The sequence below is a fragment of the Robertmurraya korlensis genome, from assembly GCF_023715225.1.
Taxonomy (GTDB): Bacteria; Bacillota; Bacilli; order Bacillales; family Cytobacillaceae; genus Robertmurraya_A.
In genome coordinates this window covers 219,670-233,195 of record NZ_JAMBNS010000006.1, presented here as the reverse complement: position 1 = coordinate 233,195, position 13,526 = coordinate 219,670, and the positions used below count along the sequence as shown (strand labels likewise).

The following is a 13,526-nucleotide window of genomic DNA, read 5'->3' as shown; positions in this document are numbered from 1 at the left end:
TTTTCTTTTCAAATACTTTTCTAACTAATCTGCGGTAATAAAATAATAAATTCTGTTCCCTTATCTTTTTCACTATTCACTTTTATTGTCCCTTGGAAAGAATGGATTATTTGAAAACTTACCATCATTCCTAATCCTGTTCCCTTTTCTTTTAAGGAGTAGAACGGGGATCCGAGCATGTCTATTTGTTTTTTTGTCATACCTATACCTTGGTCCTTAATGATAATCTGTATATATCCATCATCTGTTGAAGTACAGCTAACCCAAACGGTTCCACCATTCGGCATAGACTCTACTGCATTTTTTAAAATATTAATTAATGACTGGTTCAATTTTTGAGGATTAGCATTAATATAACAGTAAGAGAGAATATCAGTGTTAATCTCTACATTGCGATTTATGGTATAACTACGAATGATATTTACTACGCGCTCTATTTGATAACCTACTTCGACTTTTTCGATATTATTAATTGACGGTTTTCCAAAGGATAAAAAATCATCAATAATTTCATTGGCACGATCTAATTCTTCAATGGATATTTTGATGTAATTTTTCTTTTCTTTAGGCAGATCGGGTTCGTTGAGAAGTTGTAAAAAACCGCGGGTAACTTGCATCGGGTTTCTGATTTCATGAGCAAAAACACTAGTTAACTCACTTATCACTCGTAATTTTTCCGTATTTTGCACCTCTAGACGAAGTTGATGGGTCTCCCTGATTGTTTCAATTAACATTGTGAAGAACCAAGTAATAACAATTACTAAGATGAGATGAACAATCTGGATTTTTAGATAATCATAGGAAAAACCTCTTAAAATACTGAAAATAGTAAGCCCGATAAGACAGTAGTAAAAGGAAAGACCCACTGAAATTTTAACTCTTTTATCCTTTTTTGAACGAGAAAACAATCTTTGAAAATACAATACAACAGGTAGTGAAAATAATAGGACAAGAACCGTATTATAAAATCCAATACTTATACCAAAGGATAAGCGAAAAAGTACAATTAAGACAGATAGGATGATGCCTGGCCAGAATCCACCGTATAATGTCCCTATTAATAGTGGAATAACTCTTAGCTCCAAACGAGCATTTTCACCAAAATCCACTGGAAAGGACATACAAAACAGAATGGATATTCCCCACAAAATGGTCATTATGATGTTTTTATTTTTAGTACTTTTTACCTTTTCAGTAATAAATGTATAGTAGATAAATATGGGTATGACCATAAGCGTTAATTGAAACAAAAAGTCTTTAATAATACTCATCTTTATTACCTTTCGTATGTATAATCATTTTGAATTTGAGATATGTATATTATCATTATCGACCCATTTTCCCTAAAGTACAGTATTTCTGTAAAATTTTTTATACAAAAACTTAAAAAGGGCATTAACCGTAATGATTAATTCCACTCTTTACTAAAGAATATTAAATCAGTTAAATATCAGACTCTAACCGTTGCATAAACTCCTCGGCTGCACTGTATCCTTGCCGCTTCAGAAGCCAGTTATTTGCCGCTGCTTCAATTAAACCAGCTACATCCCGACCAGGTTGAAGCTGAATCTCTATATGAGGAATTTGAACTCCCATATATTCCGTATATTTCGGTTCGTGGTCTAATTCATTATTGAGTGAATTCTTCTGCCATTTTGTCAATTCAATATCAAGTGCAATCCTCGTCTCATCCTGAAAAGCTTTTCTCCCGTATAAGCGGACCACATTTAGAAGCCCGATACTCCGTAGGGCTAGAAACTCTTTTGTCTTCCCATCGTGGGTTCCTAAAATCGTTCGTGGACTGAGTTTTTTCAATACAACAATATCATCAGCCACAAGCCTGTGACCCCTACCAATCATCGTGTGTGCCGTTTCGCTTTTACCGACACCTGAATTACCCCGAAGTAAAATGCCCATTCCGTATACATTGATACAAACCCCGTGTACTGCGATTGCTGGAGCTAAAGTTTTTAACATATAATCATCAAGGTTTGTGATAAATTCAGAAGTAGTCTGAGGTTCATATGTACATAACAATGGAATTCCCTCTTCAAGACAATACTGAGTCAAATAGGTAAGCCCCTCCTGTCCAGCAGTAACGATAAAGCATGGTGGATGGTATTTTACGATATTACCAATACGCATCTGACGTTCCTCTATACTCAATTTGTGCAGATATGTAATTTCTTTTCTACCAAGGATTTGAACACGTTCCGTTGGAAAAAAATCAAAGTGGCCAACAAATTCCAAGCCAGGACGGTGGGATCTTGATTGTTTTATTTGTTGCTTTAATTTATTTTCTCCAGTTAGTACTTTTAATGAAAACTTTCGAACTAGATCTTCAACCGTTAACATTCTCAAAGCAATCTCCCTTTCATTCCGTTCTATTTATACTATTTAGAATATGTATGTAATTATGAAAGAATATAAGAATATTATATCAATGGTTAAATCCAAAGACTATTTTAAACACAAGTGATAATAGTATTTACAAAATAAAAAACCGTAGAAATAACTCTACGGACGTACACTTTTACAATATGAATATCATGGTTTACAGCCAATGTTTGGGGTATTGTCTCTTAGGAAATAGATTATTATATAGCATGGAAACAAACACTAGTAAAAAGATGCCTATGAAAACTGGAATAAGATAGCCCCATCCTGTTTCAAAGTTAATCGCAACTAGAGCACTAGCTGCTGCCGGTGGGTGAATGGTTTTTGTTAGAGCCATTAAAAGTAGGACAATAACTAAGGTTATGACTATGATAAATAGACTCTTCCCAAATATACTCCATATGAGAATACCGGTAACAGTGGAAAGTATGTACCCTCCAATCACTTGCCTCGGCTGAGATAAAGGGCCGTTGTGCGCCGCGAATACTAAAATACTGCTCGCACCTAAAGGACCTATTACCATAGAGTAATTTGAGGAGAAAGCTAAAAAACAAATGATGCTTACAGCTAGAAAGACCCCTACTACACTTATAATAGAATCTATATAATCAAACTTAGTCTCATTTCTAGATTCACCCTTCATTTTATTAAAGTATACAATCAATCGTTCAAACGATTGATTTTTTATATTGTCATTTGACTTTTCTAAAGTATTCATTGAATTCCCCTATACTAACTAAAATGTCTATCTAATTCAGTTTCTACTACTGCTATGTTATATATCTTATAGGAATACTATGAATTTTTAAATACTTTTTTTAAATAAGCTATACTCGAGCTAAAAGGGGTAAAAAGAATTTCCTTTAAAAGCAGTAATGGATAATGATAGCCAAACTACATAGTTATTCCAATAGTGGGAATAGTAATAGAAACCGTATGAGATGGAGTTAGAAAATGAAACTCACTTCCCTTATTTTCAAAAGGCCCAAGAAGAGGGATAACAAACAAAATCCTTCCAAGCAAGAATCTCAAGTATTTAAGGAGGTATTCGATACAATCGATGATAATACTTCTTTCTTTAAACAAGCATTTTCTGGTTCAGATGATTTAAAAATTAATACATTAAATGTAAGGACTATCTCTGGAATTCTGGTCTTTTTAGAAACGATGGCAGATAAGGAAAAAATTCAAAAAGATATTTTAAAACCTATTATGGAATCAGATAATACTCAAGTGGGAGATCTACTGAAATCTACCTTCCAGAGATCAACTAATCTGTACCAAGCTCAACAAGAACTTTTAAACGGTACCTGTATTTTGATATTGGATGGAAATAAGAAATATTACATGTTGGATGTTGCTTTATCCAAGGACCGGCCAGTCCAAGAACCAAATAATGAACAAGTAATTCAGGGGTCTCATGAAGGTTTTGTAGAAAACCTTATGACGAATCTTCATTTAATTAGAAAAGCTATAAAAACTCCAAATTTGAAGTTAGAACATTTAAATGTTGGGGACCAGATTCAATCCAAATTATCCCTCGTTTATAGAGAAGATCTTGCAAATAAAGAATTAATAAAAGAATTCAAACAGCGAATTGACGGTGTCTCTATCGATTATATCCCTAGTTTTGGATATCTACAGGAATTAATTGAAGATTCCACCTGGTCACCCTTTCCGCAAATATTATATACAGAGAGAGTCGACCGTGTGGTAGGTCATTTAAATGAAGGAAGAGTTGCCGTTTTTATAGAAGGAAATCCCTCTTGTTTGCTAATACCTATTACATTTTTTGCCTTCTTCCATTCGCCAGATGATTATAATTCACGCTGGATTATTGGTTCATTTGTTCGTTCATTAAGGTTCTTGAGTATTGTTATTGCCGTTAATTTACCTGCTGTTTATATTGCAGTAATCGGCTTTCATTTCGAGGTATTGCCTGATGAGCTAGTACTTCCTGTAATAAGTTCAATTAGAAATATTCCTTTTCCACCTTTAATTGAAGCACTTGTTATGGAATTGACCATAGAATTGATCCGAGAAGCAGGGGTTCGTCTTCCCTCAAGAATTGGACAAACCATTGGTATTGTTGGAGGTCTTGTTATTGGTGACGCAGTTGTCCGTGCAGGTCTGATTTCAAATACTATGATTGTTGTTGTTGCCATTACTGCTGTAGCTGCATACAGCATTCCTACGTCTGCTATGAGTGATGCCGTACGTTTTTTGCGCTTTATTCTTATGTTACTTGCATCCACTTTTGGATTTGTTGGAATTGCTTTTGGAACAATGTTGATATTATCTCATTTATGTCGACTAGAATCTTTCGGTACTCCCTATTTTACACCTTGGGCTCCTTTTCATTTAAAGGACTTGAAAGATACTTTTATCCGCTTACCTATCTGGAAATTTAATACACGGCCATATGATTCGAAATCCACCAACCCTGATAGACAGTCTTTGGCAAGAGGATGGAAGTTTAATGGAAAAAGACAAAAATAAGGTCACGCATAAACAGCTAGTTTTTATGATTATTCAAGCTCAGATTGGTGTAGGAATTCTATCTTTGCCACATGATGTAGCATTAGTAGCTAAGCAGGATGGCTGGATTTCTACACTAATAGCTGGAGCTATCTCTCAAGTCATTATTTTAATCATTTGGGGACTTTGCATGAGATTTCCTTCCTTTTCTCTATACCAAATCCTTCCTCACTTACTTGGAAAAGTGATAGGAAAGTTTCTCACGCTCAGTTATTCCCTGTATTTTATGGTAACAGGAAGCTTAGTTTTAGCAAGATATAGTGATATCATTGATAAATGGATTTTACCACGGACCCCCAATTGGATTACTATGGTTTTAATCCTTATCACCTGTATTTACATTGTTAGTGCAGGTCTAACAAGTATTGCACGGTTTTATGTACTTGTATCTCCTATTCTTTTTTTATTACTCGTATTGATCTCGTATAGTATGAAAGATGCTAATTTCCTTTATATCCTTCCCATAGGGAGTCATAACATTTCTACTATCCTTAAAGGATCAAAGGAAGCCGCATTCTCGATGTTAGGCTTTGAACTCTTTTTATTTATCCATCCTTTTGTGCAATCCTCTGGTAAAAATAAGCTTAAATCCTTTACAACTGCCAATATTTTTGTCACGGTCTTTTATACCTTTATGGTGTTTGCGAGCCTTGTTTATTTCGAAACGAATGCTGATATTGCCCTAACTCCAGAGCCTTTGTTGTACATGATCAAAGCCTACTCTTTTCAGGTACTTGAAAGAACGGATTTATTTTTCTTATCGTTGTGGCTTATAATCGTTGCTACTTCCATTGCGAATTGGCTATTTTTATCTGCATGGGGCTTAGCAAGCCTAGGTAGGAAAAAAAAATATACTGCTTTTCTCCCACTTGTAGCAGGTTTCAATCTAGTTCTAGCTCTTGTTCCTGATCAGGAAAAAGATTTCGAAAATTTCAATCAATTTCTTGGTCCAACCCACTATATTTTTATTGTTATAATACCTTTTGTACTATTATTACTTTCAATCATTTTGTCAAAAAAAGAAGAGGTGAATAAGGTATGAAAAGGAAACTCAGTACCTTATTTCTCCTTTGTATATTGCTTACTGGTTGTTGGGACCAACATCTGATGAAGAATGCCATATTGGTACAGATTTTGAGTTATGATTTATCAGAAGACGAGGAATTTTTATTAGGGGTCTCCATTCCTATCATCGAGGAGCCATCCGGTGGCCCTCAAGCCTTGGTTAAAAGTGAAACATTCTCTGCAAAAGGTCTAACACCAAGGGAATCTCGAAAGAAAATAGCACGTGAAATATCTGGAAACTTAGATACATCCAAAAACAAATTAATCCTTTTCGGTGAACAAATCGCAGTTAATGATATCTATCCTACCTTAGATGTCATTTGGAGAGATCCGAGAAATTCATTAGGAGCTACATTAGGAATTGTAGAAGGACGAGCCGTTGACTTGCTAAATATCAAACCGAAACATCAGTCAAATGTAAGTGAATATATACAAGACGCCCTTACTAGTGCAGAAGAAAACACCATCATTCCAAATGAAACGATTCAGACATTAGCTTCAGAGATGTTAGATCCGGGAGAAGATATTGTACTGCCACACCTAAAACGAAATGACAAAAATAGTGCAGTTGTGGTCGGACTTGCCCTAATGAATGAAAGAAAATATGCGGGGAGCCTTTCCCCTCAAGACTCAACCCTTCTTCTCTTAATGAAAGATAAAAAAGGGAAATTCGCGCGATTCACTAAAAAAGTGAACGATGAAGAAGAGTTCAACATAAATAATTATATTTCATTTAATGTCCAACATTTGAAAAGGAAATTAAAAATACAAGTAAAAAATGGCCTTGTTTCTGTTAAGCTAAATCTTGATCTTAAAGTAAACATTGAGGAATATCCGAAGGGCGATGTACCAAAACAAATCAATCGGCTAAACAAAGAATTATCAGAAGAACTTACAAATGATGCGAACCGGGTTATAAAAACACTGCAACAGTTGAATTGTGACCCTTTCGGAATGGGAAGAAGATTAATGGCCTTTCATCCCAACACTTGGGAAATGCTAGATAAGAAGGATTATTTCAAAAACATTGAATTTACTACTAATGTGAAAGTTGATATCATATCACACGGTATAGTGATGTAAAGTACAGAGAATGAAGAAAGAGTCCCATCATCGGGACTCTTCTCATGCATTTAGATTCTTTCAATTATAAACTCAAATTCCATGTCTTTATCTGCCTTGATGAGATGTTCTTCATGAACAGGAGCACCCCAGCTGTCATCCCCCCCTACACCCATCTGTCTTCCAGCCACAGTAACAACTGTATAATGGATATTTGGAAGTTCATACATATGCTTTGCATTTTCAAGCTCAAACGCTGTATACGGGGATAAATTAACTTCCAATGGTTGCACCACAGAAGAAATTTTTAATCCGTGACCATTTAGGTTAGTTACATTAACACGTCGAACTCCTGTATGATTCCCAGACTCTTGTGGCATTAAATAACTTGATAGATTGTCAGTTACCTGATTTTTGAATATACCAAGCTTCGCTCCCATCGAACGGTCCGTATAATTCTCTTCCGGACCCATCGCATACCACTCTAATTGGTTGTAATCAGCCGGTAGTTTAAAAGAAACAGCAAAGATCGGCAGCTGAGGCAAGTTCTTCGTGCCTCTATAAGTTGAATTCACACGAACACATCCATTAGGGAATACGGTGTAATCTATTTTCACTTCTAATTCACTATTAATTGAGAAATGATACGTAAAAGATACCTTTACTTGATTCTCACTTTCTTCTAATGTAACATCCACGCATTTTCTAGCTAAACTTGCTACGTACCAAATTCCGGAATGAAAGCTTTGTGAAAATCCTCGATCATTATCCGTTGTTGCTCTCCAGAATAATGGTTCTGGAGGAAGAGCAATCAATTCCCTTCCGGCATATTTTAATGAAATTAAACTTCCCACCTGTTTGGAGAACATGACCGTGAAATCTTTCCCGTGTACACCAATATTCACATCCCCGTCAACCACACGCAGCTGTCCTTCAACATTGAACATTTCCTTTGAACCAACTTGGTAAACAAACTGTCCAAAGGCCATTTCATACCCTGCATCTGCCCAAATCGTGCTTTCTTTTAGCTTTAATGAAACTTGAACGCAATATTCACCATTGGTTTTTTTTATGTCCACAGGCCATTGAAACACATAGCTTCTTTCACTTTGAGGTTCCACATCCGTTACTAGTGTGTTTCGATATAACTCCAACCCTTCTAAAAACAAGGCATATTCAACCACATAATTTTTGGTATTTGAGAATAGATTGTCATTCTTAATCGTTACATCTGATTCAGTTGGGATCAGCTTAACATTTTGATATAAATATTTCACTTCCTGCATTTTTGGGGAGAGTTCTCGATTGGCATAGACAATTCCATTTGTACAAAAACCATAATCGGTTGGTCGGTCCTCAAAATCACCACCATAGGCTAAGTACTCTTTTCCATAGCGATCTATTTTATAGATGGATTGATCAATATAATCCCAAATAAATCCACCTTGATACATTGAATACTTTTGTTCTAATTCTGTGTATTTGTACATTCCACCAATTGAATTTCCCATCGCATGCATATACTCACAGCTTATATATGGCTTTTCTGGATTTTCCGTTAAGTATTTTTCAATATCCGCTGGCTTTGCATACATCCGGCTTTCCATATCACTAGTATCATTATAGTCACGGTTATGGAACACTCCTTCATAATGGACAAGACGACTTGGATCTACCCTTCTAAAATAATTAGAGACGTTTAGAATGACCTCCCCAGCATAAGATTCGTTTCCACAAGACCAGATAAGAATGGAAGGATGATTTTTATCCCGTTCGACCATTGAAATCGCTCGATCCATAACAATATCTTGCCATTCTAAATAATTCCCAGGTATATTCCAAGAAGGTTCGACCGCCCCCATCTTTTGCCAAGAACCGTGCGTTTCAAGATTCATTTCGTCAATTACATACACTCCATATTCGTCACATAATTCATACCAATAGCTTTGATTCGGATAATGTGACGTACGGACCGCATTGATATTATTTTGTTTTAATGTTTTAATATCCCAGATCATATCTTCTTTGGTAATTGCACGGCCCCGGCGAGGATTGAATTCATGACGGTTGACCCCTTTAAACACGATTCGTTCTCCATTTAGGCACATCACATTATTTATGAGTTCAAATCTTCTAAATCCAACCTTTTGCGGCACAACCTCGACCAATTGACCATCCTTGTTATAAAGCTGAATATATAATTGATACAAATATGGACTTTCCGCACTCCACAGCTCCGGCTTATCAAGTGTCATTGTCATAGAACATTTGCCGTCGTTTACTTTTCCATTTGTTGACGAAACAACGTCTCCGTTACTATTTACTAATTCAGCTGAAATTTTTGAAGCAGAACCTTGGAGCATTAAATCGGCCGACAAAGTACCTTTTGTGAAAGTTGAATCTAATTCCGGTCTAAGATGTAAATCACCAACATGTATGTCTGGTACTGTGTACAAAAACACATCACGGAAGATGCCTGAAAATCTCCAAAAATCCTGATCTTCCAACCAACTACCTGTACTTCTCTGATACACCTCCACTGCTAGCTTATTTTCTCCTTCTGTTACATAAGACGTAAGTTCGAATTCAGCCGGAGTAAACGAATCTTCACTATAACCAACAAACTTTCCATTCAACCAAACATAAAAAGCGGACTCGACCCCTTGAAAGGATATATATACCGGCTTCATTTTCATATTTTCAGGAATAGTAAAAGTTTTAATATAGCTCCCTACAGGATTATGATCGGTTGGAATTTCGGGTGGTCGAATGTCATTATGGCCGTCCCAAGGGTACATTGTATTCACATATTGAGGCTGACCATACCCTTGTAGCTGAATATGACCAGGAACTGAAATATTCCCCCATCCGGAACAATTAAAATCGAGTGTGTAAAAATGTTCTGGGCGGTTATCCGGGTTGACGGAATAACTAAATTTCCATTCTCCATTCAGACTTTTCCTCATATTCATTGTTGCCGAGTTTTTTGCTTCCTCCATGGTTTCGTAATAGCGATGATCAGAGTGTGCTGGAAGACGATTCACAGCGAACACATTTAGATCCGTAAGCCAGTTAATTGTTGGATTATTTGTTTTCATTTTTTCACACCTTCGATTAAATTTTGTAACTATATTCCGAACTATTTCACAGACCCCATCATCCCAGCCACAAACTGCTTTTGCATGATGAAGAAGATGAATGCAGCGGGTAATGTAGCAATTACTATCGCGGTCATGATCACCCCAAAGTCTGGGGAGTAGCTTGATCCGAGAACGGATATTAGTAAGGGTATGGTTTGATTTTCAGGTGACTGCAGAACAACTAACGGCCACAAGTAGCTATTCCAGCTAGCCATAAATGTAATAATTGCAGCGGCAGAGTAGGTTGTTTTCATTGTCGGAACATAGATTCTAAAGAAACAACCAATCTCGGTTAAACCATCGATTCTCCCTGCTTCCAGGATATCTTTAGGAAACATTTTCGTACTCTGTCGAAAGAAAAAGATTAGAAACGCAGTGGTTACTGTGGGTAGGATAACAGCTGCAAAGGTATCGATTCCAATAAAAGGCGCTGTCTGTGAAATCGATCCAAACATCCTAAACAACGGAACCATTAATGCGGCAAAAGGTATCATCATTGATAACAATAAGAAATTAAAAACCATATCTTTGGCTTTACTTTGATAAATCTCAAAGCCATACCCTGCAAGTGATGCGATCAATAACGAAAGGATAGTAGTTGTAATAGAGATTTTTGCTGAATTCATTAAAGCTGGCACCAAATCAACCGTCTCCAATAGATTGCTTAAATTCTCCAAAAAATAACTTCCCGGTAATAGCCGTCCTTTCGTAACATCAACTGATTTATTAGTTGAGCTGATAATCATCCATAAAAATGGAAAGAACGAGATTATTGCTGCAATAGTAAGAAATGCATAGCTGAACACTCTTTTAAGCATTTTTATCACCTGCCACTTTAAACTGGAAAATGGAGAAGATCACAATCATGATGACAATCGCGTAAGAGACTGTGGCTGCATAACCAAAGTCAGGTGTATATTTAAAAGACAGATTGTAAATATATTGAGAAATCGTAATGGTCGCATTTCCCGGTCCACCTTGCGTAATATTCATGACTTCATCAAACAATTGAAGTGTTCCGATTGTCGAAGTAATGGAAGTGAATAAAATAATGGGCTTTAATAACGGAATCGTAATCTTAAAAAATATTTGAAAGGGTGAAGCACCATCCATTTTTGCGGCTTCGTATATCGAGTGATCAATGTTTTGCAAGGCAGATAAGTAAAAGATCATATTGTATCCAGTCCATCTCCAGGTTATGGCAACAATAATGGCCACCTTTGCCCAGAAAGGATCTGTTAGCCATTGAATCGGCTCTGATATAATCGATAACTTCAATAAGAAAATATTAATAATTCCATCCTGACCGAACAAATATTTGAATATAACCGAATAGGCCACTAATGAGGTGACACAAGGAAGGAATATTGCCGTACGAAAGACGCCCTTTAGCTTCAATGTTTTATCATTTAACAACACAGAGATAAACAGAGCAAGAATAATCATGATGGGCACTTGAATGATTAAATAAATCACTGTATTTTTTACGGTTGTTAAAAACGTTGGGTCCTGCAATAAGCGTGCATAATTATCTAAACCAACAAAAGTTAAATTGGTTCCAGTCCCTGATTGCATTGACATAATTAATGCCTGCACCATTGGATAAAAATAAAACAAGCATATTAAAACGGTTGCAATCGCAATAAAGGACCAGCCAATTGCTGTATTTTTCATGCGAAGACTACGGGTAGAATGCATGGGTTGAATATTTTGCTTTGTTTTTACTGTGATCACACTTTTCATCTCCTCACCTAGTAAACAGAACTAGCCCCGGAACAAGTAGTTCCCCTCATTGATCAGATCCATTCAAAGACTGAATAGGAGAAGCCGCCGAGTTTCCGAGGCTATTTTATCAATTTACTAGCTTATTTCACTTGCGCTTCGGCTTGTTTTTGAGCATCTTCAAGTGCTTTATCAAGGTCTTTTCCTTTTATATAGTTTTGTGCTTCCACCGCTAGGATATCTTCAATGGCATAGGTGTGCAAACCATAGTTGATTTGAGGAATCTGCTCGGTCCATGCTGCAAAATCTGCTATAATTTTTTGACCTCCGAAGAAATCATCTCCTGCTTGATAAGCCTCGCCATCAGCTGCTGGTTTAAACGTACCGATCGCCCCAATTTCTTTATTGATGGTTTGATAGAACTCTACGTTTGATCCAAATGTTTTTGCTAGGAAATCAGCAGCATCCTCTTTACCTGGCACATTTAGAACATACCATGAACTTCCTCCCAGGTTCGACGCGTTCACTGATTCAGGTACGCCTGGAAGTCTTGGATGCGCAACAACTGCCCACTTACCAGCCTGCGAAGCTTCCGCCTTTATTGAAGGAGTAATCCAGTTACCTGTTGGAACTGTAGCAACATCACCGCTATTAAATCCAGCTAAAAACTGGCTCCAGTCAGAAATCGGTTTAACTAAATCGGCATCTAAAATTTCTTTATACGTTTCAAATGCTACTTTAAGTGCTTCATTTCCAGCTAGATTAGGAGTCTTGCCGTCATCCTTCAAATACCAAGAACCAGCAGATTGAATCATCATACGAATGAGACCTAGGTCGTTAGGATCTTGTGTAAGCATATGCTTCCCAGTAGCTTCTTTCACTTTCTTACCAATTTCAATATATTTCTTCCAATCCATATTTTGTAAATCTTCAACTGTGTATCCAGCCTGCTCTAGGTAATCTGTTCGAACATAAAGCCCTGATACACCCGTATCAAACGGAAGACCATAGTTTTTACCATCAACACTTGTCGGTGCAATCTTATACTGTGCAAAATCATCTGAATTAAAAGTACCTGTTAATTCATGAAACATATCAGGATAAGCTTGGAGGAAGCTTTGTGCACGATAATCTTCAATTAAAACAATATTGGGTAATCCTTTTGTTGTTCCAGAACTTAAGCTAGTATTTAACTTTTGAATAATATCATCCTGTGCATTTTCAATAATCTTAATCTCTAAATCCGGATTATCACTTTTATACGCATCCTTAGCAAGATTCATAGCTTTAATATTAAAATTTGGATCCCATGCCCATACAGTTATTTCATTTGAATCTTTTGTCTCTCCGGAAGTGTCCTTAGAAGAACCTGAAGAACAAGCTGCCAAAAATAAAATACTAACTAAAAATAGTGCAAGAACTTTTTTCATCGATTTGCCCCCCGTTGTATTTTCTGTTGTAAGCGCTCTCTCGCTTACAAGTATTATGGTAGCACCCCAATATGGTTAACAGTTAGGAAGAAATTTTTAAGTATTAGTAAATTATTCAGTTATTGAATACGCTTTCATTTTTTGGGATATTGTATTTATTTTAGATTATATG

10 protein-coding genes are annotated in these 13,526 nt (G+C 36.4%); 3 read left to right on the top strand and 7 right to left on the bottom strand.

The annotated features are described in order from the left end of the window. Nucleotides 1–20: 20 nt before the first annotated feature. From M3175_RS13110 to M3175_RS13100, 3 genes are all read right to left on the bottom strand, one after another. Nucleotides 21–1,271, bottom strand: a complete 1,251-nt coding sequence (locus M3175_RS13110; protein ID WP_251519606.1) for an ATP-binding protein — start codon at nucleotides 1,269–1,271, stop codon at nucleotides 21–23. Between the two features lie 172 nt (nucleotides 1,272–1,443). Then, the gene (hprK, locus tag M3175_RS13105) at nucleotides 1,444–2,355 is read right to left on the bottom strand and encodes an HPr(Ser) kinase/phosphatase (RefSeq protein ID WP_371321689.1); all 912 of its coding nucleotides are present in this window, start codon (nucleotides 2,353–2,355) and stop codon (nucleotides 1,444–1,446) included. Between the two features lie 199 nt (nucleotides 2,356–2,554). Next, the gene (locus M3175_RS13100) at nucleotides 2,555–3,115 is read right to left on the bottom strand and encodes an HPP family protein (RefSeq protein ID WP_251519602.1); all 561 of its coding nucleotides are present in this window, start codon (nucleotides 3,113–3,115) and stop codon (nucleotides 2,555–2,557) included. A 236-nt stretch (nucleotides 3,116–3,351) separates the two neighbouring features. Between M3175_RS13100 and M3175_RS13095 the strand changes: the two genes are divergently transcribed. Genes M3175_RS13095 through M3175_RS13085 form a run of 3 tightly spaced genes read left to right on the top strand, consistent with a single transcriptional unit; the run spans nucleotide 3,352 to nucleotide 7,083 of the window. Further along, nucleotides 3,352–4,896 carry a spore germination protein gene (locus M3175_RS13095; protein WP_251519600.1) on the top strand — a complete coding sequence of 515 codons (1,545 nt, stop codon included), beginning with the start codon at nucleotides 3,352–3,354 and terminating at the stop codon, nucleotides 4,894–4,896. Further along, nucleotides 4,877–5,977 carry a GerAB/ArcD/ProY family transporter gene (locus tag M3175_RS13090; RefSeq protein ID WP_251519598.1) on the top strand — a complete coding sequence of 367 codons (1,101 nt, stop codon included), beginning with the start codon at nucleotides 4,877–4,879 and terminating at the stop codon, nucleotides 5,975–5,977. Before M3175_RS13095 ends, M3175_RS13090 begins: the two co-directional genes overlap by 20 nt. Next, a complete protein-coding gene (locus tag M3175_RS13085) occupies nucleotides 5,974–7,083 on the top strand; it encodes a Ger(x)C family spore germination protein (RefSeq protein ID WP_251519597.1) in 1,110 nt (369 codons plus the stop codon). The genes M3175_RS13090 and M3175_RS13085 overlap by 4 nt, the downstream gene beginning before the upstream one ends. Nucleotides 7,084–7,133: 50 nt before the next feature. Here M3175_RS13085 and lacZ read toward each other — a convergent pair whose 3' ends face one another. The 4 genes from lacZ to M3175_RS13065 all read right to left on the bottom strand — a co-directional run bounded on the left by lacZ (nucleotide 7,134) and on the right by M3175_RS13065 (nucleotide 13,354). Beyond that, nucleotides 7,134–10,160, bottom strand: a complete 3,027-nt coding sequence (lacZ, locus tag M3175_RS13080) for a beta-galactosidase, LacZ type (protein WP_251519596.1) — start codon at nucleotides 10,158–10,160, stop codon at nucleotides 7,134–7,136. 41 nt (nucleotides 10,161–10,201) lie between these two features. Further along, nucleotides 10,202–11,020, bottom strand: coding sequence for a carbohydrate ABC transporter permease (locus tag M3175_RS13075; protein WP_285852272.1), 819 nt, complete (start codon nucleotides 11,018–11,020; stop codon nucleotides 10,202–10,204). Next, complete coding sequence (locus M3175_RS13070; protein ID WP_371321692.1) at nucleotides 11,013–11,876, bottom strand: carbohydrate ABC transporter permease; 864 nt, start codon at nucleotides 11,874–11,876, stop codon at nucleotides 11,013–11,015. Before M3175_RS13070 ends, M3175_RS13075 begins: the two co-directional genes overlap by 8 nt. 191 nt (nucleotides 11,877–12,067) lie before the next feature. After that, on the bottom strand, nucleotides 12,068–13,354 hold the full coding sequence (locus M3175_RS13065) for an ABC transporter substrate-binding protein (protein WP_251519595.1): 1,287 nt from the start codon (nucleotides 13,352–13,354) through the stop codon (nucleotides 12,068–12,070). Nucleotides 13,355–13,526: the final 172 nt, after the last annotated feature.